Source organism: Pinisolibacter sp. (assembly GCF_036782435.1).
In the GTDB taxonomy this organism is placed as follows: domain Bacteria; phylum Pseudomonadota; class Alphaproteobacteria; order Rhizobiales; family Ancalomicrobiaceae; genus CALBKH01.
Genome location: NZ_DAIPZB010000001.1, coordinates 161,313 through 184,922, shown reverse-complemented (window position 1 = coordinate 184,922; position 23,610 = coordinate 161,313). Strand labels below are relative to the sequence as shown.

Annotated in this window: 24 protein-coding genes; 7 read left to right on the top strand and 17 right to left on the bottom strand. The window is 68.2% G+C overall.

Translation table 11 applies throughout. The features are described 5' to 3' along the window. Positions 1–61 precede the first annotated feature (61 nt). Together V7Q42_RS00790 and V7Q42_RS00785 are read right to left on the bottom strand one after the other, a co-directional pair. Positions 62–583, bottom strand: a complete 522-nt coding sequence (locus V7Q42_RS00790) for a hypothetical protein (protein ID WP_333821697.1) — start codon at positions 581–583, stop codon at positions 62–64. After that, the gene (locus V7Q42_RS00785) at positions 580–1,617 is read right to left on the bottom strand and encodes a helix-turn-helix transcriptional regulator (protein WP_333821695.1); all 1,038 of its coding nucleotides are present in this window, start codon (positions 1,615–1,617) and stop codon (positions 580–582) included. Before V7Q42_RS00785 ends, V7Q42_RS00790 begins: the two co-directional genes overlap by 4 nt. Before the next feature lie 133 nt (positions 1,618–1,750). On the opposite strand from V7Q42_RS00785, the gene V7Q42_RS00780 reads away from it, so the two are divergent. The 7 genes from V7Q42_RS00780 to V7Q42_RS00750 all read left to right on the top strand — a co-directional run bounded on the left by V7Q42_RS00780 (position 1,751) and on the right by V7Q42_RS00750 (position 10,779). After that, positions 1,751–2,239: a 4-hydroxylaminobenzoate lyase gene (locus V7Q42_RS00780; protein ID WP_333821693.1), complete on the top strand. Its 489-nt coding sequence runs from the start codon at positions 1,751–1,753 to the stop codon at positions 2,237–2,239. 157 nt (positions 2,240–2,396) lie between these two features. After that, complete coding sequence (locus V7Q42_RS00775; protein WP_333821692.1) at positions 2,397–3,950, top strand: benzoate-CoA ligase family protein; 1,554 nt, start codon at positions 2,397–2,399, stop codon at positions 3,948–3,950. Continuing rightward, positions 3,947–4,765 carry an alpha/beta fold hydrolase gene (locus V7Q42_RS00770; protein ID WP_333821691.1) on the top strand — a complete coding sequence of 273 codons (819 nt, stop codon included), beginning with the start codon at positions 3,947–3,949 and terminating at the stop codon, positions 4,763–4,765. Before V7Q42_RS00775 ends, V7Q42_RS00770 begins: the two co-directional genes overlap by 4 nt. Positions 4,766–4,933: 168 nt before the next feature. Further along, positions 4,934–6,616, top strand: a complete 1,683-nt coding sequence (gene boxC, locus V7Q42_RS00765) for a 2,3-epoxybenzoyl-CoA dihydrolase (protein ID WP_333821690.1) — start codon at positions 4,934–4,936, stop codon at positions 6,614–6,616. A gap of 80 nt (positions 6,617–6,696) precedes the next feature. Next, the gene (gene boxB / locus V7Q42_RS00760; RefSeq protein WP_333821689.1) at positions 6,697–8,145 is read left to right on the top strand and encodes a benzoyl-CoA 2,3-epoxidase subunit BoxB; all 1,449 of its coding nucleotides are present in this window, start codon (positions 6,697–6,699) and stop codon (positions 8,143–8,145) included. A gap of 353 nt (positions 8,146–8,498) precedes the next feature. Beyond that, a complete protein-coding gene (boxA, locus tag V7Q42_RS00755) occupies positions 8,499–9,692 on the top strand; it encodes a benzoyl-CoA 2,3-epoxidase subunit BoxA (RefSeq protein ID WP_333821688.1) in 1,194 nt (397 codons plus the stop codon). A gap of 67 nt (positions 9,693–9,759) precedes the next feature. Continuing rightward, on the top strand, positions 9,760–10,779 hold the full coding sequence (locus V7Q42_RS00750; protein WP_333821687.1) for a zinc-dependent alcohol dehydrogenase family protein: 1,020 nt from the start codon (positions 9,760–9,762) through the stop codon (positions 10,777–10,779). Positions 10,780–10,842: 63 nt separating this feature from the next. Here V7Q42_RS00750 and V7Q42_RS00745 read toward each other — a convergent pair whose 3' ends face one another. From V7Q42_RS00745 to V7Q42_RS00675, 15 genes are all read right to left on the bottom strand, one after another. Continuing rightward, positions 10,843–11,139: a ferredoxin family protein gene (locus tag V7Q42_RS00745; RefSeq protein WP_333821685.1), complete on the bottom strand. Its 297-nt coding sequence runs from the start codon at positions 11,137–11,139 to the stop codon at positions 10,843–10,845. Between the two features lie 622 nt (positions 11,140–11,761). Beyond that, entirely contained in the window at positions 11,762–13,069 is a 1,308-nt protein-coding gene (locus V7Q42_RS00740) for an FAD-dependent oxidoreductase (protein ID WP_333821683.1), read from the bottom strand. Between the two features lie 21 nt (positions 13,070–13,090). Next, positions 13,091–14,194 carry an electron transfer flavoprotein subunit alpha/FixB family protein gene (locus V7Q42_RS00735; protein WP_333821682.1) on the bottom strand — a complete coding sequence of 368 codons (1,104 nt, stop codon included), beginning with the start codon at positions 14,192–14,194 and terminating at the stop codon, positions 13,091–13,093. Between the two features lie 15 nt (positions 14,195–14,209). Next, positions 14,210–15,061 carry an electron transfer flavoprotein subunit beta/FixA family protein gene (locus tag V7Q42_RS00730; RefSeq protein WP_333821681.1) on the bottom strand — a complete coding sequence of 284 codons (852 nt, stop codon included), beginning with the start codon at positions 15,059–15,061 and terminating at the stop codon, positions 14,210–14,212. Between the two features lie 194 nt (positions 15,062–15,255). Then, entirely contained in the window at positions 15,256–15,789 is a 534-nt protein-coding gene (locus V7Q42_RS00725) for a methylated-DNA--[protein]-cysteine S-methyltransferase (RefSeq protein WP_333821679.1), read from the bottom strand. Between the two features lie 343 nt (positions 15,790–16,132). Beyond that, positions 16,133–16,522: a nitrogenase stabilizing/protective protein NifW gene (gene nifW, locus V7Q42_RS00720; protein ID WP_333821678.1), complete on the bottom strand. Its 390-nt coding sequence runs from the start codon at positions 16,520–16,522 to the stop codon at positions 16,133–16,135. Beyond that, complete coding sequence (cysE, locus tag V7Q42_RS00715; RefSeq protein ID WP_442958152.1) at positions 16,519–17,361, bottom strand: serine O-acetyltransferase; 843 nt, start codon at positions 17,359–17,361, stop codon at positions 16,519–16,521. The genes nifW and cysE overlap by 4 nt, the downstream gene beginning before the upstream one ends. Positions 17,362–17,387: 26 nt before the next feature. Then, entirely contained in the window at positions 17,388–18,551 is a 1,164-nt protein-coding gene (gene nifV / locus V7Q42_RS00710; protein WP_333821677.1) for a homocitrate synthase, read from the bottom strand. A 17-nt stretch (positions 18,552–18,568) separates the two neighbouring features. Beyond that, positions 18,569–19,774, bottom strand: coding sequence for a cysteine desulfurase NifS (gene nifS / locus V7Q42_RS00705; RefSeq protein WP_333821676.1), 1,206 nt, complete (start codon positions 19,772–19,774; stop codon positions 18,569–18,571). 273 nt (positions 19,775–20,047) lie between these two features. Next, entirely contained in the window at positions 20,048–21,070 is a 1,023-nt protein-coding gene (gene nifU, locus V7Q42_RS00700; protein ID WP_333821675.1) for a Fe-S cluster assembly protein NifU, read from the bottom strand. A gap of 28 nt (positions 21,071–21,098) precedes the next feature. Next, a complete protein-coding gene (locus tag V7Q42_RS00695) occupies positions 21,099–21,419 on the bottom strand; it encodes a HesB/IscA family protein (RefSeq protein WP_333821673.1) in 321 nt (106 codons plus the stop codon). A 157-nt stretch (positions 21,420–21,576) separates the two neighbouring features. After that, the gene (locus tag V7Q42_RS00690) at positions 21,577–22,137 is read right to left on the bottom strand and encodes a hypothetical protein (protein WP_333821672.1); all 561 of its coding nucleotides are present in this window, start codon (positions 22,135–22,137) and stop codon (positions 21,577–21,579) included. Positions 22,138–22,251: 114 nt separating this feature from the next. Further along, positions 22,252–22,941 (bottom strand): nitrogen fixation protein NifQ, encoded by a 690-nt coding sequence (locus tag V7Q42_RS00685; protein WP_333821671.1) that lies wholly within the window; start codon positions 22,939–22,941, stop codon positions 22,252–22,254. A 74-nt stretch (positions 22,942–23,015) separates the two neighbouring features. Then, positions 23,016–23,333, bottom strand: a complete 318-nt coding sequence (fdxB, locus tag V7Q42_RS00680) for a ferredoxin III, nif-specific (RefSeq protein WP_333821670.1) — start codon at positions 23,331–23,333, stop codon at positions 23,016–23,018. After that, positions 23,330–23,533, bottom strand: a complete 204-nt coding sequence (locus V7Q42_RS00675; protein ID WP_333821669.1) for a CCE_0567 family metalloprotein — start codon at positions 23,531–23,533, stop codon at positions 23,330–23,332. Before V7Q42_RS00675 ends, fdxB begins: the two co-directional genes overlap by 4 nt. Positions 23,534–23,610: the final 77 nt, after the last annotated feature.

The following is a 23,610-nucleotide window of genomic DNA, read 5'->3' as shown; positions in this document are numbered from 1 at the left end:
TCCCGACGAGATGCACTTTATTTCATATCGAATTCAGGTCAACCCGACGATGCAGTATTGTTCATGTAGCGAACGCGGCGACCCGGAGGTCCGAATGGTCGGCCGATCGCAACGCGATCATCGCCGGACGCGGCCAGTCGACGACCAGTCGGTCGATCTGGTCGTCGAGGCCGGGGAGATCGAGGGCGTCGTAGAACACCGGTCGGTGTGAGCGCGCGATGAAGCCGTGGAAGAGATCGTGGACGTCGTAGTCGTAGACGAGATCGCCCGGCGCCACCCCCGGCCGGCGTGCCAGATAGCGGCGGAAGCCGCGAAAGCGGGCGCGTCCGCCGGGTTCGGCGGCGAAGACCAGAATGGCCCGCCCCGAGCCGAGGCGGGTCCCCTCCTGCATGCGCGAATAGGCCCGGTCGTGACCATGGGCGACGAGCGATTCGAGCGAGGGGTGTTCGGGGCAGCGGTCGCGCGGATCGAGGGTGAGGCGCAGCGCCCACACCGGCTCGTCTCGGCCGAGGCCGCGCGCCGCCAAGAGATCGGCGAGCGGGCGACCACGGAAATCCGGAGGATCGAACGGCGGCTCGCTCACCCCTTGGCGCCGCGATTACGCGACTGCCAGGGGCAGCCGACCGCGCAATAGGACTGGATCAGCGAAAAGAGACGGGTCGAGCTCGCCTCCACCGAGACGCCCGAGGTGTCGAGCTGAGCGCGGGCGCGGGCGTAGAGCGGTTCGCGGCTCGACAGGATGGTGATGAGTTCGGCCATCGCCGCCTTGTCGTTGGCCATCGGCCGGAGGTCGCCCTGCTCGCGCACCCGGCTCATGTGTTCGGCCGGCGAGGTGCGCACCCAGATGGTGAAGAACGAGGCGAGCAAGAGGTCGAATGTCACCGGCTCGCCGACGATGCCGCCGCCGGTGGCGAGCAGCATCGGCCCGGGCTGGTCGATCAGCCGCTTCAGGGTGGCGCGTTCCAGGCGGCGATAACCGTCCTGACCATAGAGATTGAGGATCTCGGTGATCGAGAAGCCGTGCTCGCGCTCGATCTCCTTGTTGAGTTCGACGAAGGGCCAGCCGAGGCGCTCGGCGGCCAGATGGCCGAGGGTCGACTTGCCGGCGCCGCGCAGGCCGATCAGCGCCACCCGATCGACGGCGATCCGCGAGTCGGGGACGACCCGCGGCCCGGTCGGCCGTTCGCCGGCGAGCAGCGCCTTGACCTCGCCGACCACGTCGGGGGTCGCGGAGCGCAAGAGATCGCGGATCACCAGCCAGTCGGGATTGTCGGCGCCCTCGGCGCCGATCAGGTCCTCGATCGGCGCGCCGGTCGCCTCGGCGACGCGGCGCAGCAGCATGATCGAGACGTTGCCCTGGCCGCTCTCGAGCTGGGCGATGTAACGCTCGGAGATGCCGGAGACGCCGGCCAGCACCTTGCGCGACATGCCGCGCAGCGCCCGCATGCGCCTGACACGCTGACCGAGCTCCACCAGGAAGGCCTCGTCGGCGTCGGCCCGCGCCTCGCGCGAGGTCCGTCGGATGCCGCTGCCGGTGACGCCGCGACCGCCGTCGCCGGCCTCCGCCACGGTTGCATCGGACGGGAAATTCTCACCCTCGGTCGTTTCGTCGGTCATGGTGCTCGTTACCTCGCCATGAAAAATAGTACACGAAACCCTTGACGGCAACCGATCGGCCACGGCATGTGAATGTGCATTATAATTCCATCCACGCTTTCGGGCGAAGGATGGTCGGGAGGGAACATCCGACATGACCGCACAGACCACGACGTCGGCGCAACGGGAATTCGCCGCCGCGATCGGCGAAATCGCCGCAGCGATCGGCGAGGCGGCGCTCGACGACGATCTCGCCGCGAAACTCGACGCCGAATTCCCGCCGAGCGGCGCGAAGTTCCGCCGCATCGCCGAGTTGATCGAGATCGGTGACGGCGAGGGCTGGATCTGTCCGCGCGAGCACGGCGGCATCCGGTTCGGCCGGGTGATCAAGCCGGGCGCCGAGGCCGGACGGTTCTCCGTCGACGTGGTGCTGATGGAGAGCGTGCGCGGCCCCCATCACGTCCATCCGCAGGGCGAGATCGGGATGATCATGCCGACCGTCGCCGAACCGAATTTCGACGGTCATCCCGAGGGTTGGTACGTCTATGGCGCCGGCACCGCGCACCATCCGACGGTGACCGACGGCTCGGCCTACGTGCTCTATCTGCTGCCGAACGGCGCGATCGAGTTCACCGGCGCGTGATACGAGATCCGGCGGATCGCGATTTCGCGACGCCGGAATCGACTCGTCGAAAAGCCCTTGTTCCGACAGGCCTTTCGACGAACGGAATACGAAATTCGGATCGATCGAGCCGAATTTCGTATGGGCCCCCTTCCCTCTTCCATCCGGAGACCGGCTCATGACCGAACCGCTCTACGAGACCGCCGTCTACAACGCGGTCAGCGACCTCGTCGACGTGCATCTCACCGCCGGCCGCGCCGACAAGGCCGCCTTCATCGACCCCGCCCGCACCCTCACCTACGGCGAACTCGCCGCCGAGACGCGGCGCATGGGCAATCTCCTCGGTCGTCTCGGCCTCGTCCGTGAGGACCGGGTGGCGATGATCATGCTCGACACGGTCGATTGGCCGATCGCCTTCCTCGGCGCGATCCGCGCCGGGCTGGTGCCGATCCCGCTCAACACCCTGCTCGCCGCCGACCAGTACGCCTACATGCTCGCCGACAGCCGGGCGAAGGCGCTGATCGTCTCGGCGCCGCTGTTGCCGCTGGTCGAGACCCTACTCGCCGACCTGCCGGCGCTGAAACACGTGCTGGTCGCCGGCGGCGACGCCGGAGCGCATATCGCCTTCTCGGCCGAACTGGCGAAGGAGAGCGACGCCTTCGCCACCGTCGACACCCACCCGGACGAGACCGCCTTCTGGCTCTACTCCTCCGGCTCGACCGGCGCGCCGAAGGGCACGCGCCACATCCAGACGTCGCTGATGGCGACCGCCAAGCTCTACGGCCAGAACATCCTCGGCATCCGCGAGGACGACGTCGGCTTCTCGGTGGCGAAACTCTTCTTCGCCTACGGGCTCGGCAATTCGCTGTCCTTCCCGCTGTCGGTGGGCGCCACGGTGATCCTCAATCCCGGACGCCCGACCCCGCAGGTCGCCTACGAGTTCCTGGAGAAGTATCAGCCGACGATCTTCTTCGGCGTGCCGACGCTCTATGCGGCGATGCTGCACGATCCCGGCCACGCCCATTCGACCGGTTCGGCCCGGCTGCGCATCTGCACCTCGGCCGGCGAGGCGCTGCCCGAGCACATCGGCACGTCGTGGCGCGGTCGCTTCGGCGTCGACATCCTCGACGGCGTCGGCTCGACCGAGATGCTGCACATCTTCCTGTCGAACCGGCCGGGCGACATCGTCTACGGCACCTCCGGCCGCGCGGTTCCCGGCTACGATCTCAGCCTCCGCGGCGACAGCGGCCACGACTGCGCCGCCGGCGAGATCGGCGAACTCTACGTGCGCGGCCCCTCGGCGGCGGACGGCTATTGGAACCAGCGGACCAAGAGCCGCACGACCTTCCAGGGCGACTGGACCAAGACCGGCGACAAATACGTGCGCGACGACAACGGCCGCTACACCTACTGCGGCCGCGCCGACGACATGTTCAAGGTCTCGGGCATCTGGGTGTCGCCCTTCGAGATCGAGGCGGCGCTGTCCAGCCACGACGACGTGCTCGAGGCGGCGGTCGTGGCGCATGCCGACGAGGAAGGGCTCCTCAAGCCCAAGGCCTTCATCGTGCTCAAGGATATGGCCCATCCGGACGACCTCGAGACGCGGCTCAAGGAGCACGTCAAGAAGACCGTCGGCATGTGGAAATACCCACGTTGGATCGAGGTGGTCGACGCGCTGCCGAAGACCGCGACCGGCAAGATCCAGCGCTTCAAGCTGCGCGAGGGGCCGTGATGCTCGCCGCGCGCGGCTTCCTCGACGTCGCCGGCAAGCGGCTCGAATACGCCCATCTCGGGCCACAGCCGAGCGAGGCGCCGACGCTGGTGCTGCTCCACGAGGGGCTCGGCTGCGTCGGGCTGTGGGGGGATTTCCCCGATCGGCTGCAACGGGCGACGGGCTGCGGCGTCTTCGTCTTCTCGCGCGCCGGCTACGGGGCGTCCGACCCGGTCGAGTTGCCGCGGCCGCTCGACTACATGCAGCGCGAGGCGCGGGAGATGCTCCCTCCCCTCCTCGACGCCATCGGGCTGCGCTCCGGCGTGCTGGTCGGCCATTCCGACGGCGCGTCGATCGCCGCGGTGCATCTCGGGCAGATTCGCGATCCGCGCATCGAGGCGGCGGTATTGATCGCTCCGCACTTCCTCGTCGAGGACATGTGCGTGGCGGCGATCGCCGAGGCGAAGATCGCCTACGAGACCACCGATCTCCGCTCGAAGCTCGGGCGCTGGCACGGGAACGCCGACGTCGCGTTCCGTGGTTGGAACGATGCCTGGCTCGATCCCGCGTTCCGGTACTGGGACATCCGCGAGGCGCTGGAGACGGTCTCCCGGCCGATGGCGGTGATCCAGGGGGCGGATGATCAGTACGGTACGCTCATCCAGGTCGAGACGGCGGTGGAGCTTTCGCCGGCGCCGGTGATCACGACGATCCTGGCGGGGGTGAAGCATTCGCCGCATCGCGAGGCGGCTGATGCGACCGTCGAGGCCATCGTGCGCTTCTTCCGCGCCTTCCCGGATCTCTCGGTCTCGCGTGCGCCGGAGGTGGCGCGATGACCCGTCCCGAAGGTCGCGTCGCGGGCCGTCGGGGTCACCGCCGCGAGGCGGTTCCGTTACGACCGCGAACATGCATCAAAGTGCAGCTTCTTAGAAGATTCTCACTGGACAGTGCACAATAGTGCATTATTGTTCATCCCAATTCAGAACCGACCCGAGGGTGGAAACATGGCCGACGAGGCTCGCAAGCTGGCGAACGGCGCCACGCGCATCGACTTCCAGACCGATCCGAGCCGCTGGAAGCACTGGAAGCTCTCCTTCGACGGCGACGTGGCGACGCTCGCCATGGACGTCGACGAGAACGGCGGGCTGTTCGAGGGCTATCAGCTGAAGCTCAATTCCTACGACCTCGGCGTCGACATCGAACTCGCCGACGCGTTGCAGCGCCTACGCTTCGAGCATCCGGAAGTGAAGGTGGTGCTGATGCGCTCGGCCAAGCCGCGCGTCTTCTGCGCCGGCGCCAACATCCGCATGCTCGCCGGTTCGGAGCACGCCCACAAGGTCAACTTCTGCAAGTTCACCAACGAGACCCGCAACGGCATCGAGGACTCGTCCGAATTCTCCGGCATCAAGACGATCTGCGTCGCCAACGGCTCGACCGCCGGCGGCGGCTACGAGCTGGCGCTGGCCGCCGACCACATCATGCTGGTCGACGACGGCTCGTCGTCGGTGTCGCTGCCCGAGGTGCCGCTGCTCGCGGTGCTGCCCGGCACCGGTGGGCTGACCCGCGTCGTCGACAAGCGCAAAGTGCGCCGCGACCACGCCGACGTCTTCTGCACCATCGAAGAGGGCATCAAGGGCAAGCGCGCCGTCGACTGGCGTCTGGTCGACGAGATCGTGCCGATGACCCGGCTCGAGGAGACGGTCGCCGCCCGCGCCGCCGAATTCGCCTCGCGCTCGACCCGCGGCGGGGCCACCCCGGGCGTCACCCTGAAGCCGCTCGACCGCACCTTCCGCGTCGACGGCATCGACTATTCGCTGGTGACCGTCGACATCGACGGCCGCGTCGCCACGATCACCCTCGAAGGCCCGAGCGAGGCGCCGCCCGTCACGGTCGCAGATCTCGCGGCGCAGAGCTCGGACGCCTGGGTGCTGCGCATCGCTCGCGAACTCGACGACGCCATCCTCGACCTCAGGAACAACGCCTTCGAGATCGGCACCTTCGTCTTCAAGTCGAAGGGCGACGGCGGCCGTGTCGCCGCCTGGGACGATTTCCTCGAGGCCAACAAGGGCGACTGGCTGGTCAACGAGATCCGCCAGTACTGGAAGCGGGTGCTGAAGCGCGTCGACGTCACCTCGCGCACTCTGGTGGCGCTGGTCGAGCCGGGTTCCTGCTTCACCGGGCTTCTCGGCGAACTCGTGCTCGCCGCCGACCGCTCGTACATGCTGATCGGCTCGTTCGAGGGCGACAACCGTCCGGCGCCGGCGATGGCGCTCACCGCGGCGAACTTCGGCCCCTATCCGATGAGCCACGGGCTCACCCGGCTCGAGAACCGCTTCCTGGCGACCCCGGAGAGCGTCGAGGCGCTGAAGGGGAAGATCGGTGCGGCGATCGAGGCCGAGGAGGCCGAGAAGCTCGGCCTCGTCACCTTCGCTCTCGACGACATCGACTGGGCCGACGAGGTCCGCGTCTATCTCGAGGAGCGCACCTCCTATTCGCCGGACGCGCTCACCGGCCTCGAGGCGAACCTCCGCTTCGCCGGGCCGGAGACCATGGAATCCAAGATCTTCGCGCGCCTCACCGCCTGGCAGAACTGGATCTTCCAGCGTCCCAACGCGGTCGGAGAGGAGGGCGCGCTGCGCCGCTACGGCACCGGTCTCAGGCCCACCTACGACATGCGCCGCGTCTGATTTCTCCTCGCCCGTGCGCCACGCCACGGGCGAGACACCGGAACCCACGAGGGACCGAAGCGTCCCCCAAGGAGGAAACGATGGCCGATACGATCAACGTCGACTACTCGACCAAGGTGCCCAACAACGTCGATCTCGCCAACGACCGTCAGGTGTTGCGCGCGCTCGAGAGCTGGCAGCCCAACTACGTCGAGTGGTGGAAGGATATGGGCCCGGAAGGCTTCCAGAACGCGCTGGTCTACCTGCGCACCGCCGTCTCGGTCGATCCGCAGGGCTGGGCCAAGTTCGACTACGTCAAGATGCCGGACTACCGCTGGGGCGTGCTGCTGGCGCCGAAGGAAGAGGGCCGCAAGGTCAACTTCGGCAAGCATCTCGGCGAGCCGGCGTGGCAGGACGTCCCCGGCGAATATCGCGCGATGCTTCGCCGGCTCATCGTCATCCAGGGCGACACCGAACCGGCCTCGGTCGAGCAGCAGCGTCACCTCGGCGCCACCGCCCCGTCGCTCTACGACATGCGCAACCTGTTCCAGGTCAACGTCGAGGAAGGCCGGCATCTGTGGGCGATGGTCTACCTCCTCCACAAGTTCTTCGGCCGCGACGGCCGCGAGGAGGCGGACGAGCTTCTGCGTCGCCGCTCCGGCTCGAAGGAGACGCCGCGCATGCTCGGCGCCTTCAACGAGGAGACCCCGGACTGGCTGTCCTTCTTCATGTTCACCTTCTTCACCGATCGTGACGGCAAGATGCAGCTCGAGTCCCTCGCGCAGTCGGGCTTCGATCCGCTGTCGCGCTCCTGCCGCTTCATGCTCACCGAAGAGGCGCACCACATGTTCGTCGGCGAGACCGGCGTCGGCCGCACCATCGAGCGCACCTGTCAGGCGATGAAGGCCGCCGGCATCACCGACCCGAACGACATCTCGAAGATCCGCGAACTCGGCGTCATCGACCTGCCGCTGATCCAGAAGAAGCTGCACATGCACTATCCGCTGACGCTGGACCTGTTCGGCGCGGAGATCTCCACCAACTCGGCCAACTACTACAACGCCGGCCTCAAGGGTCGCTTCGGCGAGACCAAGATCGAAGACGATCACCAGCTCACCGACGCCACCTATCCGGTGATGAAGTTCATCGACGGCAAGATCGTCGAGGAGCACGTGCCGGCGCTGACCGCCCTCAACATGCGCCTGCGCGACGACTATTCCGCCGACTGCGCCAAGGGCGTCGAGCGCTGGAACAAGATCATCCAGAAGGAAGGCATCGACTTCCGCCTGGAGCTGCCGCATCAGGCCTTCAACCGGCAGATCGGCGAGTTCGCGCCGATGCAGGCGACGCCGAAGGGCATCATCCTGTCGGACGCCGACTGGGCGGCCAAGAAGGACGACTATCTGCCGTCGCGCGACGACCTCGCCTTCCTGAACACACTGATGAAGCAGGAGTTGGAGCCGGGCCGCTACGCCGGCTGGATCAACCCGCCCAAGGTCGGCATCGACAACAAGCCGGGCGACTTCGAATACGTGAAGATCGCGGCGTGACGAGGCCGGTTCGTTCGCCCGTCGAAAGGCGGGCGATCGGTGGTTTCGTTTCACTCCAGCGAGCGGGGAGCGGGTCATGACCGCGAGAGTCTTCTTCGCGGCCAGCTCCAGCCCCCTCTCCCTCCAGGGGGGAGGGGACGATGGGGCAATCCACTCGCGCTTCACGGGCTCTGTTCCGTGTTGATGTCCCGAGATGCGGACGCCCTCTCCTCCTGCGTCCTCTCCCCCCTGGAGGGGGAGAGACAGAGAGGGGGGGGCACTGGACGTCCACTCGGTACGATCCGGCATCCCTGATCCCGTCCCGTCGCCCCACCAACCCGGCCCACCACTGCAGCCCCTCTCCGGAGCCACTCATGAACGCCCCCGCCGTCGTCAAGCAGCACCTGATCGACCCCGAGATCTGCATCCGCTGCAACACCTGCGAGGAGATGTGCCCGATCGACGCCATCACCCATGGCGACGACAACTATGTGGTGGACGCCTCCATCTGTAATTTCTGCATGGCCTGTATCGCCCCCTGCCCCACCGGCGCGGTCGACAACTGGCGCATGGTCACCGCACCGTGGCCGGTCGACGAGCAGCATGGCTGGCAGGAGTTGCCGGCGCAGCCCGATCTCGGCGGGGCTTCCCTCGGCGCCTTCGAGGCGATCGAGGACGAGGTCGACGCCATCATCGCGGCCGCCCACGGCGGCGCCGGCGGCAAGTCGGTGGCGCCGCGCTCGGCGTCGAAGCCCTCGGTCAACCTCTACAACCGCGCCAAGCCGGCGATGGCGACCGTCACCGGCACCTACCGGCTGACGTCGGAGGATTCGGAGACCGACATCCGCCACATCATCCTCGACCTCGGCGACACGCCTTTCCCGGTGCTCGAGGGCCAATCGATCGGCATCATCCCGCCGGGGACCGGCGCCGACGATGCGCCGCATCGTATCCGCCTCTATTCGATCGCCTCGCCGCGCCACGGCGAGCGGCCGAACCACAACAACCTGTCGCTGACGGTGAAGCGGGTGCCGGGCGGCCTCTGCTCCAACTACGTCTGCGATCTGAAGAAGGGCGACAAGGTCGCCGTCACCGGACCGTTCGGGGCGACCTTCCTGATGCCGGACGACCCGTCGGCCAACATCGTCATGGTGTGCACCGGCACCGGCTCGGCCCCGTTCCGCGGCATGACCGAGTGGCGCCGGCGCACCCAACCGGGCGCGCCGGGCAGGATGGTGCTGTTCTTCGGGGCGCGTCGGCCGGAGGAGCTGCCCTATTTCGGACCCTTGCAGAAGGTGCCCGAGGCCCTGCTCGCCAAGCATTTCGCCTGGAGCCGGGTGCCGGGCGAGCCGAAGGTCTACGTCCAGGACCTGATGCGACGCGAGGCGGCGACCATGGTCGACCTGCTGAAGTCGGGCAAGACCCACCTCTATCTCTGCGGCCTCAAGGGCATGGAGGCGGGCGTCGACGAGGCGCTGGCCGATGCCTGCCGTGGCGCCGGCCTGCACTGGGACGCGCTGCGGCGGACCATGCGCGAGGAAGGCCGCTACCATGTCGAGACCTATTGATCAGGACGCGTGACCTCCCCACCGCGACGTGGTGAGATCGCCCGACCTCGCGCCGAATGGAGCTCCCATGCCGACCACCCGTGTCCTCGAATGTCCCGCCTTCGGCCTCGACAATCTGCGGATCGAGACCCGCGAGATCGGTGAACCGGGGCCGGGCGAGGTGCGGCTGCGGCTGGAGATGGCGAGCCTCAACCGACGCGATCTGTTGCTCGTCGAAGGCGCCTACAACCCGAAACAGAAATTGCCGGTGATCCCCTGCTCTGACGGTGCCGGGGTGGTCGAGGCGATCGGACCGGGCGTCACCCGCGTCGTCCCGGGCGATCGGGTTGTCCTCCACTTCTTCACCGGTTGGATCTCGGGCGAACCGACGACGGAGAAACTCGCCACGGCACTCGGCGGCCCCGGGGGCGACGGCACGCTCGCCGAGCGGATGATCGTCTCGGCCGAAGCCGTGGTGAAGCTGCCCGACACGGTCGACACGGCGACCGCCGCGACCCTGCCCTGCGCCGCGCTCACCGGCTGGTCGGCGATCGTCGATCTCGGCCGGGTGCGTCCCGGCGACACCGTGCTGATCCAGGGCACCGGCGGAGTCGCCCTCTTCGCGTTGCAGTTCGCGGTGGCGGCCGGCGCCCGGGTCTTCGGGCTCACCTCGTCGGCGGAACGCGCCGCGGTGATGCGCCGGCTCGGGGCGAGCGAGGTGCTCAACTATCGCACCGAGCCGAAATGGGCGAACGCGGTGCGCGATCTCCCCGGCGGCCGTATCGATCTCGTCGTCGACATCGGCGGCGCCTCGACGCTCGACCAGTCGATCCGCTGCGTCCGCCCCGGCGGCACGGTGGCGCTGATCGGCGTCCTCGGCGGCAACTTCGCCACCTTCAATCTGTCGCTGGCGGTGATGCGGCAGGTCCGCCTGCAGGGCATCACCTGCGGCGACCGCGAGGCCTTCGAGGCGATGCTGCGCGCCATCACCGTCGACGGCATCGATCCGATGATCGACAGCCGCTTCCCTCTCGCCGAAGCGCCGGCCGCCTTCGCACGGATGAAGGCCGACGCCCACGTCGGCAAGATCCTGGTCGATCTGACCTGATCGAAGACCGAGAGATCCGGACGGCCCACCGGCCGTCCGAAGAGCCGAGCGATCGGGGCCGCCTCAGCCGAACTTGAACAGCACGCCGTAGCCGCCGCGCGGATAGTTCCACTCGATCTCGCCCGAGGCTTCGCACAGCACCCGGCAGGTGCCGCATTCCATGCAGCCGTCGGGGGTGATCTCGACCTGGCCCTTGTCGTTCTCCTCGTAGCACTTGGCCGGGCACACCCGGGTGAGCGACAGGAGCCGCGGGCTCGGTTTGTCGTGTGGCAGCACCCGGATGTGGGGGCGGCCGGCGTCGACCAGATAGCGGTTCTGGTAGAGCTTGTCCTCGACGCGGGTCTCGATGGCGACCGTCATGGTTCCGTCCTCCGATGCCGGGCGCGGGTCCGGTGTCCGACACGGGAGCCGCAGGGATTGTCGGGTTTCGGACCGGGAGGCCCGGTCCATCGTCTCTCATGCGAGTTCCGTGCCGGTTGCTCTCGAGCCGCCCCGTCTTTCCAGGGCAATCGCATTTGGCGGTGAGCGCGGAATTGGACGAGCCCGGCCTTTGTCGTCCTCTCCTCCTCGGAGGGGGAGAGACAGAGAGGGGGGCTCCGAGGTTGCTTCGAACTCCGAATTCGAGGGGGCGCCCTGCCCCCCCCTCCCTGTCCCTCCCCCTCCAGGGGGGAGGGAACGCACCGGGCGCCGCCGGTCGAGCGAACGGACGCCGTGTCGGCAGCCGCCCCCCATCCCAAATGCGATTCCCCTGCCCGGCTTTCCCTTCTCCCCTTGCGGGAGAAGGTGGCCGAAGGCCGGATGTGGGGTCTGGGCCTCTCCCCGACGCTCGGCGTTCGCCGTCTCGATCCGGTTGCCGCTTCGCGGCGCCCCCTCATCCGCCCTTGCGGGGCACCTTCTCCCGCGAGGGGAGAAGGAAGAGGGGGCCGGCGAAAGGCCGGTGTGCGGAGCCGTGCGAGGGGCGGCCGGTCCGCCCGCCCCATCCTCACCGCCAGGCGAAGGCGAGCTTCACCGCGTCGGAGATCAGGCCGAGGCGCGAGCGCTTGGCGATGAAGGCGCGCATCGTCGACTTCTCCTTCTCCAGCTTCGGCGTGCCGTCGACGCGCAGATAGGTCTGCGCCGCCTGGCTGATCAGCTGCGGATAGGACATGAAGAAGTTCTTCGAGTTGGTGTGGAACAACCCGGGGATGTCCTTGTATTTCTTGAGATCCTTCATCAAGAAGGACTCGTCGAGGAGGTCCTTGTAGAGCTTCAGGTTGTCCTTGGTCATGGCGTCGCGACCGGCCTTGAGGCGATGGATCGCTTCGCCGGCGAGGCGGCCCGAGGTCATGGCGAGGTTGGAGCCCTCGCGATGGACGGCGTTGTTGAAGTGGGCGGCGTCGCCGACCACCACCCAGCCGTCGCCGTAGAGCTGCGGGATCTCCTTGAAGCCGCCCTCCGGGATCATGTGCGCCGCATATTCCTTGCACTCGGAGCCGGCGATGAGCGGCGCGATCGAGGGATGGTTCTTGAACTCCTCGAGCATGTCGTAGGGGCTGATGCCGGTCTCGGCGAAGTCGGAGACGAGGCAGCCGAGGCCGACCGAGATGCTCTCGCGGTTGGTATAGAGGAAGCCGAGGCCGGTCATGCCCTTGGAGAAGGTGCCGACCATCTCGATGACGCAGCCTTCGTCACCCTTGAGGTTGAACCGGCTCTCGATGGTCTCGGCCGGCAGGAAGTGCATCTCCTTCACGGCGAGCGCCACGCTCTCCGGCTTCGGCGGTTCGCGCAGGCCGGCGCGGGTGCCGAGCAGGCCGTTGACGCCCTCGGCCAGCACGACCACGTCGGCCTGGATGACGCCGCCCTTGCGGTCGGTCTTCACCCCCAACACCTTGCCGGCGCTGTCGACCAGAAGATCGGTGACCGTCGTCTCGGTCAGCAGCGTGACGCCGACCTCGCGGCACTTGCGCGAGAACCACTTGTCGAACTGCGCGCGCACGATGGTGTAGCGGTTCGGCTTGTCCTCGTTGAAGTCGTCGGAGCGGTACTGCATCGCGGTGTGGCCGCGATCGTCCATGATCCAGAAGCGCTGTTCGATGATGTGGCGCTCGAGCGGCGCATCCTCGCGGAAGTCGGGGATGATCTTCTCGAGCATCGAGGCGTACATGATCGCCCCTTGCACGTTCTTCGAGCCGGCATACTCGCCGCGCTCCAGTTGCAGCACCTTCAGGCCGCGCGAGGCCATGGTGTAGGCGGCGGCGTTGCCGGCCATGCCCGCACCGATCACGATGGCGTCGAACCGCTCGTCGATCATGGTCGATCTCCTCGGATAGCGTCAGCCGGCGAGCCGGTCGCGGTTGTGGGGCGAGAGGCGGCGAGTGAAGGCCTCGGTGAGGGCGGGCAGGAAGCGGATCGCGTCGGTGACGAGCCCGACATGGGCGAAATCGAAGATCGGCGCGTTCCTGTCGGTGTTGACGGCGACGATGAGATCCGCGCCCTCGACGCCCACCCGGTGCTGGATCGCGCCGGAGATGCCGGCGGCGATGTAGAGCTTCGGCCGGATGGTCTTGCCGGTCTGGCCGATCTGGCGCTCGGCCGGCATCCAGCCCTTCTGGACGATCGGCCGCGAGCAGCCGTATTCCGCCCCGAGCGCGGCGGCGAGGTTCTTCACCAGCTGCATGTTCTCGACCGCGCCGAGACCGAGGCCGCCGGCGACGACGATGTCGGCATAGGCGAGGTTCACCTTGCCGGTCTGGCGATCGGCGACGAACTCCAGGATCTTGGTGACAATGTCCTCTTCCGCCATGTTCAGCGGATGGGACACGATCTTGCCGATCGGCTTGTCCTGCCTCGCCGGCATCGACATGACGCGCGGGCGCACCGTCGCCATCTGCGGCCGGAAGTTCAGCGTGTAGATGGTGCAGAGCAGCGAGCCGCCGAAGGTCGGACGGGTCGCGGCGAGCGACTTGTCGGCGTCGACGGCGAGTTCGGTGCAGTCGGCGGTGAGGCCGGTGAGCAACGTCGTCGCCACCGAGCCGGCGAGATCGCGGCCGAGGGTGGTGGCGCCGAGAAGCAGGATCTCCGGCTTGTAGGTGTTCACGAGATCGGTGAGGCCCTTGGAGAAGGGCTCGTTGCGATAGTCGGCGAGGAGGGGATCCTCCATCAGATAGACGAGGTCCGCGCCGTAGGCGAAGGTCTCGGCGATGGCGTGGTTGGTCCCGTCGCCGGCCGGGCCGAGGACGACGCCGGCGAGTTCGACGCCGAGCTGGTCGGCCAGCTTACGGCCTTCCCCGAGCAGCTCGAACGACACCGGATGAACGACGCCGCGTTCGATCTCCATGAACACCCAGACACCCTTGTAGGCCTTGAAGTGTTCGGAAAGCTCCTTCTTCATTCCGGCGCGGCCGCCGGCGGCGGGAGCGGCAGGTGCAGTCGACATGGGGGCCTCCCGTCCTCAGAGCGTTTCGTGGAGTTCGACGAGTTCGGTCTCGAGCGCCGGCAGGCGGCCGAAGATCTCGGCGATGAGCGCGTCGGCGGTGTCGATCGCCGCCGGCTGCAGTTCGATCTGCTCGGCCTTCTCGGCGCGCGGCGAAGGCGCGAAGACGCGCTTGACCACCGTCGGCGAGCCGCGCAGGCCGCACTTCAGGATGTCCTCGATACCGGCGTCCTTGGCCGACCAGGTGACGACCTCGGCGCGGGCGGCGCGCAACGCGTCGGCCATCGAACCGCGGCGCATGTCGTTCGTCCCCTCGAGCATGGTGATCAGCACCGGCAGCCTGGTCTCCAGCACCTGGATGCCGCCCTCGGCGCGCCGCTCGACGGTGATCTTGCCGGCGTCGAGCTTCAATTCGCGGATCTTCGAGACGTAGGTCAGCTGCAACAGGTTCTGCCGCTTGGCGATGCCGGGGCCGACCTGGGCGGTGTCGCCGTCGATGGTCTGCTTGCCGGTGAAGACGATCTCCGGCTCGCCGAAGACCTCACCGATCTTCGCGATCGCCGCGGCGAGCGCGTAAGATGTGGCGAGCGTGTCGGAACCGGCGAAGAAGCGATCGGTGAGCAGCACCGCGCGATCGGCGCCGTAGGTCAGCGCCTTGCGCAAGGAGTCCTCGGCCATCGGCGGGCCCATGGTCAGCACCGTGACCTCGCCGCCGTGGGTGTCGCGCAGGCGCAGCGCCTCTTCGAGCGCGAAGAGGTCGTAGGGGTTGATGATGGTCGGTACGCCCTGACGCATGATCGTGTTGGTCACGGGGTGCACGCGGATCTGCGCGCTATCCGGAACCTGCTTGATGCAGACGACGATGTGCATGTCGCCCCTCCTCGGAAATCCACGCCGGTCTGGATCGCAGCCGGCCTCGGATGTCCTTGAGCACGGGCCGTGCCAAGCGGAATTCCGACGAAAAGTCAGATGGTTGACGATTTTGCGAAGAATCGTCGCCGCTGCGCCGGGCGAGACATTCGTGTCGGGCGTGTCGGAAAGCCGACAGCGCTGTTCGCGGCCGCTCACTCCTCGGGGAGGAGCCCCGGCAACATCGGCGCGCCGCCGTCGAGGTCGACGCCTTCCATCCTGAGCAGCTTGCGCTTGGTGCGCACGCCGCCCGGCGCCGAGAAGCCGCCGAGTGCCCCGCCAGCCGCCAGAACCCGGTGGCACGGCACGACGATGACCCACGGATTGCGCGCCATCGCGCCGCCCACCGCCTGCGCCGCGCCCGGCGCTCCGGCGCGGGCGGCGAGTTCGCCGTAGGTGACGGTGGCGCCGCGCGGTATGCGGCGAAGCTCGCGGTAGATCGCGACGTCGAGCGCCGAGAGGCCGGTGTGGTCGAGGAAGAGGGAGGAGAAGTCGACGGCTGCGCCGGTGAAATAGGCCGTGAGCAGCCGCACCGCTTCCGCCGCGACCGGCGGCAGAGCCCGCTCGCCCACCGTGTCACCCCCGGCCTCCAGTTCGAGTAGGCGCACGCGCGAGAGCCCCCGCGCCGTCCACGCGACGGCGACGGGTCCGAAGGCGGTGGCGAAACGGTGGGTGCCGTCGGTGGACACGGATGAGACTCCGAGCGGAGGAGAGCCCCACCTCTATCCTCGGCGCGGTAGGGTGCAAAGAGCGAAGCGAATTGCACCGTTACCACGAACCCGAATGCCCTGGGCGATCCCTTTCGGACGTCGCCCGTGGTCGTCGGCCCGAGACGGAGCACACCACAGGTGCAATTCGCCTGCGGCTCATGGCAATGGTGCGCAGTCGTTCACGGCGTCGCTCCGCGGCCTTCCCTTCTCCCGCAAGGGGAGAAGGAAGAGCGCGCGGTCGCGCGCAGAACGAACCGGAGAGCACCAGGCCGAGCCCGGCGATGACGCAGAAGAGGCCGAATATGCGATCCGTGACTACCCTTCACTTCTCGATCGGGTTCAGGATCTCGTCGAAATCGACGAAAGCCGTTCCCGGCTTCACCGGGCGCGACGGATCGTGGTCCTTGAGGACCTTGAACACCCGCTCCTTGAGCGGCGACGAGGTGACGAAGTCGTCGTAGGCGCGTTCGAGGAAGGTGCGGGCGCGGGCGGCGACCACCCGGTCGGGCATGTCGTCGAAATCCTCGCTCGCCAGATACTGGCCCATGCGCTTCAGGATGTGGAGGCGCGCCGGGGCGAGCACCTCGGGTGCGAACTTGACCTTCAGCTCGGTGAAGAAGTCCTCGGCCGACGAGCACTGCTTCAGGCGGGCGAGAATATCCTTCACCACCACGGCGTTGGAGATATCGCAGGACGAGACGGATTCGGTCATGGCCGGCTCCCTTGGGCTGAGGAGGCATCGGAGGGGCCGGCGCCGTCGGCGTCGGCGGGGCTCCCGGTCTCGGTGGAGGTCATGCGCGCGGGCATCACCTCGAAGGCGACCGAAGGTTCGCGATCGCCGGCGAGGCGGGCGAGCCGCATCTCCAGGAATTCGATGCGGTCGACCAGCGCGGCGATGGCCTCGCCGACCGGGTCCGGCATCAGATGATGTTCGAGGTCGATGCGCCCGGCGATGCGGCGGCGGTCGGCCGAGGCCTTGACGATCTTGCCGGGGATGCCGACCACGGTGGTTTCCGGCGGCACGTCGTCGATGACGACGGAGTTGGCACCTATGCGTGCGCCCGCCCCCACCGTGATCGGCCCGAGGATCTTGGCGCCCGCGCCGACGAGGACGCCGTTCTCGAGCGTCGGGTGGCGTTTGCCCGGGGCCCAGGAGACGCCGCCGAGGGTGACGCCGTGATAGAGGGTCACGTCGTCGCCGATCTCGGCGGTCTCGCCGACGACGACGCCGGCGCCGTGATCGATGAAGAAGCGCCGGCCGATGGTCGCGCCGGGATGGATGTCGACATTGGTGAGGAATCGGCCGAGCCACGACAGGAACCGCGCCGGAAAGCGCCGCCCTCGCACCCACAGGGCATGCGCCAGCCGCTGCCAGATGATCGCGTGGACGCCGGGGTAGGTGAGCACGATCTCGGCGGTGAAACGGGCCGCCGGGTCGCGCGCCTTCACACAGGCGACGTCCTCGCGGATCATCGCCCACACCGAAGGCGTCACGCTCGTCGGCCGTGCCGCGAGGGGCGCGACGGCCGGGCCGGTTTCCACCATCGTCATCGGTCGCTCCTCGCCGGCGCCATCGCTCACACTCGCCCCCAGCCGAAGACGCCGAGGGTCATCGTGTGCCCCTCGTCCTCGATCAGATCGTCGTGCAGTTCGACCAGCACCTCGATCGGCATCGGCCGCTTGTGGCGGACCGCCCAGCGCTTCACCCGCGTCAGCAGCCGCGGATAGACGCGGTCGTCGAGATCGATGCCGCGGTTGGCCAGCGCGTGCGCGATCGCCGTGCGTCCGGAGTGCTTACCGATGGCGAAGCCGTGGTCGCGGCCGAGGCCGCGCGGGTCGACGCCCTGGTAGGTGTCGCGGTTCCACAGGAGCCCGGCGACGTGGAGGCCCGACTCGTGGGTGAAGACGTCGGCACCGACGACCGCCTTCTGCGGATGGATCGGCCGGCCGGAAGCCGTCGCCACCACGGCGGCGAGATCGCAGAGCTGGGTGAGATCGACGCCGGTCCGATGACCGAGCCGATCGCAGGCGAGCGCCAGTTCCTCGAGCGCCGCATTGCCGGCGCGCTCGCCGATGCCGCCGACCGTCACCGAGACGTGGGTCGCGCCGGCGCGGATGGCGGCGAGTGCATTGGCGGTGGCCAGCCCGAGGTCGTCGTGGGTGTGGATCTCGAGGGCCAGATCGGTCTCGGCGACGAGGCGGGCGATCATGTCGTGGGTGGAAAAGGGATCGAGGACGCCGACGGTGTCGGCGAGCCGCACCCGGAATGCGCCGAGGCGCTCGACGGTGGCGAGCACCGCCTTCAGATGATCGAGCGACGCGCGCGAGGCATCCTCGCAGCCGATCGCCACCCGGAACCCCGTGTCGAGCGCCTTCGGCACGAAGCGCTCGATGCGCCGCAGCGCCTCGGCGCGATCGATGCCGAGCTTGGCGGCGAGCTGCACGTCGGAGGCGGGGATCGACAGGTTGACGGTTCCGACGCCTGCGCGCTTCGCCGCGTCGAGGTCTGCGTCGGTCATCCGGCACCAGGCCATGACGTCGAGCGGCAACTGCGCCGCGACGATCGCCCTGATGGCCTCGATCTCGTCCGCCCCCATCGCCGGCGTCCCGGCCTCGATCTCGGTGACCCCGACGCGCGCCAGGCTTTCCGCGATCTCGACCTTCTCGGCGGTCGAGAAGGCGACGCCGGGCGCCTGCTCGCCGTCGCGCAGCGTCGTGTCGTTGAGGTGGACGCGGGCCATGGGCTCACCCCTCGGGTTCAGGCGTAGACCGGGTTGAAGGTCGCCGGCGCCTCGTTCGCGCCCTGCCAGAAGGGCGAGAGCGCGCGCAGCTTTTCGATGATGCCGGGCATCACCTCGAGCACCCGGTCGACGTCGGCGTCGGTGTTGTCGCGGGAGAAGGAGAAGCGGATCGCCCCGTGCGCCGCGGTGTAGGGAATGTTCATGGCGCGCAGCACGTGGCTCGGCTCGAGCGAGCCGGAGGTGCAGGCCGAGCCGGACGAGGCGGCGATGCCCTCGCGGTTCATCAAAAGCAGGATGCCCTCGCCCTCGACGTATTCGAAGGCGATGTTCGAGGTGTTGGGCAGGCGCTCGGCCGGATTGCCGGTGACGAACGAGTTGGGGACGCGCTGGAGGAGGCCCTTCTCCAGCCGATCGCGCAAGGCCGCGACGCGGGTCTCCTCGTCCGCCATGTGGAGGGCAGCGAGTTCGGCGGCCTTGCCGAGGCCGACGATGCCGGGGGTGTTCTCGGTGCCGGCGCGACGGCCGCGCTCCTGGTGGCCGCCCTTGATCAGCGAGCGGAAGCGAGTGCCACGGCGGACGTAGAGCGCGCCGATGCCCTTGGGGCCGTGCAGCTTGTGGCCGGAGAGCGACAGCATGTCGATGACCGTCGACTTCAGATCGATCGGCACCTTGCCGACCGCCTGGACGGCGTCGGTGTGGAACAGCGCGCCGACCTCCTTGGCGAGTTCGGCGAGTTCGGCGACGGGGAAGATCGTGCCGGTCTCGTTGTTCGCCCACATGATCGAGACGATCGCGGTCTTCTCCGAAAGCGCGGCGCGATAGGCGGCGATGTCGAGCAGGCCCCGGCCGTCGACGGGGATGACGTGGACCTTGATGCCGCGGGTCTTCTCGAGGTGGCCGCAGAGAGACAGGACGGCGGGATGCTCCACCGCCGAGGTGATGATCTCGTCGCGATCGGGCGAGATCTCCAGCGCCGAGAGGATCGCCATGTTGTCGCTCTCGGTGCCGCCGGCGGTGAAGACGATCTCGTGATCGAATTCGGCGCCGAGCAGGCTCTGGAGCTGGGCGCGGGCGCTCTTCACCGCGCCGCCGACGCGGGCGCCGAAGGCGTGCATCGAGGAGGGATTGCCGAACTGCTCGGTGAAGAACGGCAGCATGGCCTCCACGACGGCCTCGTCGCAGCGCGTGGTGGCGTTGTTGTCGAGATAGACCGGGGTGGTCATGGGGATTTCTCCTCGTGATCGTCTTGTTCGCTCGAAGCCGCTGCCGCCGCGCCCCCTCATCCGCCCTTCGGGCACCCTCTCCCGCGAGGGGAGAAGGGAGGGCGGCTGCGATCGGCGCAGACGTTCCTCGGTGAGGTCGTCGGATTTCGAAAGCCGTCGCGGCGGGCTCGGAAGCCGACCGCGGTCTCCCCCTTCTCCCCTCGCGGGAGAAGGTGCCCCGGAGGGGCGGATGAGGGGGGCGCGAGCCGAAGGCGAGCCCCACCCCTCGCCGCCTCACTTCACCGGGACCACCCTCAGCGGCAGGCCGGTCGCGGCGATCAGCTTCTCCTGGACGCCGTTGATCGTCAGCGACGCCTGCTGGCAGCCGACGCAAGCGCCGGAGAGCTTGACGACGACGTTGTTGCCGTCGACGTCGATCAGTTCGCAGTCGCCGCCGTCGAGCTTCAGATATGGGCGGATGCTCGCCAGCGTCTCTTCGATCAGTTTGATCTTCTGGATCGTGGTGAGCCGCGGCGCCGTGGCGGCCGGGGCCGGCGGAGCCTCGATCGGCCGCTCGAGCACGATCGTACCGGCCGCGGCGCGTTCGAGGTCGGCGAGGGCGATGATCGGCTTCGGCTCGACGTTCGGGGTCTCGGCGCCCTTCGGCCGGGTCTTCTGCTTCATCGTCCGAGCATCCATCGCGCCGACCCGGTAGGCTTCGTCGAAGGAGATCAGGCCTTCCGCCACCATCTCCTCGTTGACGCGCGCCAGCACCGCCTCGATGCCTTCGAAGCAGGTGAGACAACCGCCGCCGGCCTTGGTGTAATGGGTGATCTGCTCGGGGGTCGTCAGCTTGTTCGACCGCACCGCACGCTCGATCATGCCCTCGTCGACGCCGAAGCACTTGCAGACCAGCGCGCCCTCTTCATGGTCGTCGCGCCACTCGACGCCGCGATAGTCGGCGACCGCCGCCTGCAGCGCTTCGTAGCCCATCACCGAGCAGTGCATCTTCTCCGGCGGCAGGCCGCCGAGGAAGTCGGCGATGTCCTGGTTGGAGATCCGCAGCGCCTCCTCGAGCGTCTTGCCGAGGACGATCTCGGTCAGCGCCGACGACGAGGCGATGGCCGAGCCGCAGCCGAAGGTCTGGAACTTCGCCGCCTCGATCACTTCGGTCTCGGGGTTCACCCGCATCATCAGCTTCAGCGCGTCGCCGCAGGAGATGGCGCCGACCTCGCCGACCGCATTGGCATGCTCCAGCACGCCGGCGTTGACGGGGTTGAAGAAGTAGTCCTTGACCTTGTCCGTGTAGTCCCACATGGGCCGGTGCTCCTACGCGTCAGGGAAATCAGCCGAACGACTTGCCGCACGAACACTTCGCGGTGGCGTTCGGGTTGTCGAAGACGAAGCCGGAGCTCTCGAGCCCGGTGACGAAGTCGACGGTCATGCCGGAGACCAGCGCCTGGGAATTGGCGTCGACGAAGAGCTTGACCCCGCCCTGGTCGATGACGGCGTCGCCGTCGCGGATCTCGGCCTCGAGGCCCATCATGTATTTGAAGCCGGCGCAGCCGCCCGCCTCGACCATGATGCGCAGGCCCTCGGCCGGACGGGTGGCGCGGGAGAGCGCGGTCTTGACCGCGGTGACGGCACTGTCGGTGAGCTGGATCATGAGGAAACCCTCCTGCTCGAGTTGGTCGAGAAGGGTTTCGCAAGCCGCGTGCCAGACGCCATGTGACTGACATCGCGAGCCTTTTCATTTCGGAGGGCTGTCCGGAATCCGACAGGGGCGCCTTTGCGACATGTCGGAAGAGCGACGACGTCGCCTCTCAGGTCGTCGTCGCGTCTGCGATGTCGGGTCTCTGCCGCGTCGCTGCGGCGGCGAGCCGTGCGCGGATCTCGTCCCGTTTCGCCTCCGCGCTCGCCCGATCGCGATGGCACGACAGGCGCCAAGGACGGCCGATGCCGAAACGCGCCTCGACCTCCCAACCCGACGGCCCGTCGCTCCAGGCGTTCTCGACCACCTCGACGCCGACGAGATCGGCGACGCGCCTGCTGCGGTCGAAGACGATGCCGAAACCGCCGCGCCCGCGTTCGACGATCAGGCGTCGATCGAAGTCGACCTCGACGCTGCGCGAGACACCGAGCAGCGCCGCGACCAGACACGGCAGGCCGACCGCCAACGCCCCGGCCGAGATGAACCAGAACGGCACCTTGCCGAGTTCGAAGGCATGACCCGGCCGGACGAGCAGGTCCCACGGCGCCAGAAAGGTCGCCGCGCCGAAGCCGGCGAGAAGAATCCGCGCCGACCAGGTCAGCGGCTCGTCGAAGCGCAGGCGATCTGTGGCGAGTCCGGTCGGGACCGGAGAAGCGGAGGTTGCGTCCGTCATGGCGAGACCATGGCGCGCCTCCATGAAGAAAGCGCGAAACTCGGCTCGGCAATTGCGGACAACGGCGACGAAATTCTCGCCGCGGCCCGATTCTCACCCGCACCCGGAGGTCGCTCACTCCGCCGCGATCGCGGCGGTACCGAGGTCGACGACGCGGCGGGCGGCGGCCATTCGGCTCTCGCCGTCCTCGGCCCCGAAACAGGCGGCGAAGTCGTTGCACGCGGCGCAGGACGGCGCGGTGCAAAGGGTGAAGCCCTCGGCTTCGCAGAGCTTGCGATAGAAGTACTTCTTCCACTTCATGTTCGACGTGTTGCCGGCGTGCAGCGTCGGAAAATGGCGGGCGAGCAGCCGGTTGAGTTCCGAACGGTCGAAGAGGCCGAGGTCCTGCCACAGGTGATCCGGCCGCATCGCCCGGCGGGCGATCAGGCGCGCCAGGAGCGCCCCGACGTCGGCCGCCGTCGTCCACGACGCCACCGCCGTCGCCCCGACGCCGCGGGCCGCCGACGGCCGGCGGTGGGCGTCGAGGAGATCGCGCAGCATCTCCTCTTCCGCCTCCGGAACCGGTGCGGCGAGGGGCGCGCCGAAGCTCCATTCGACATCGGTGAAGGGGAACCAATGGTCGGTCACCGCTTCGAGCATCGCGGCGTCGAGCCCCGTCGCGGCGGCGAGATCGCCCTCCCCGTCCGCCACCTCGGCCGCCGCCGCCGCGAGCACGCAGGCGAGCACGTGGGCGTCGAAGATCTCCTCGGCGTCGCACGTCGGCCGAAGACCGGCCATCAGGCGGGACTGGAGGCGGTGGGGCATGGCGAAGCTCCGGTCGAGCGAGATCGAGAGGGCGAGGGTGGGATCGATCGGGCGGGGTCCCGCCCGACCCGGTCTCAGGCGGCGACCTTGTCGGCGGCGACGTGAGTCTGGCAGTTCTTGGGGCAGACGCGGGCGCAGGCGCCGCAGCCGATGCAGTTGCCGGCCTGATCGACGACCATGATCATGCGGTTCAGCTCGCCGTCGAAATCCTCGTCCTCGCCCTCTTCGCACTTGCCGAGGATCTCGCCTTCGTCGTCGACGCCGTGGAGATGCATGACGTCGCGCGAACAGACCTTGTAGCAACGGCCGCAGCCGATACAGGTCGCGCCGTCGATCGACACGAGGTATTCCGGCATCCAGACGGAGCCGTCGCGGGTGGTGAAGTCGGTCATGCGGCGGCCTCCAGGCTCTTCAGTTTCGCCCGCGCCGCGTCGAGTTCGGCATAGGCGTCGTGGGTCGCCTGCGCGACCTCCATGATGGTCTGCCAGGCGACCGGCAGTTCCTCGGAGAGGTCGTGCAGGTTCATCTTGGCGTTGGTGGCTCTGGCCGAGAGCTTCTTGATCTCGGCCTTGAGCGCGTCGACGTCGGACATGGTTCACTCCTTCGGTCGATCTCGATCGACCTCGAGAACGGGCGGGCGGTCGATCGCGATCGACCCTGAGAACGGGG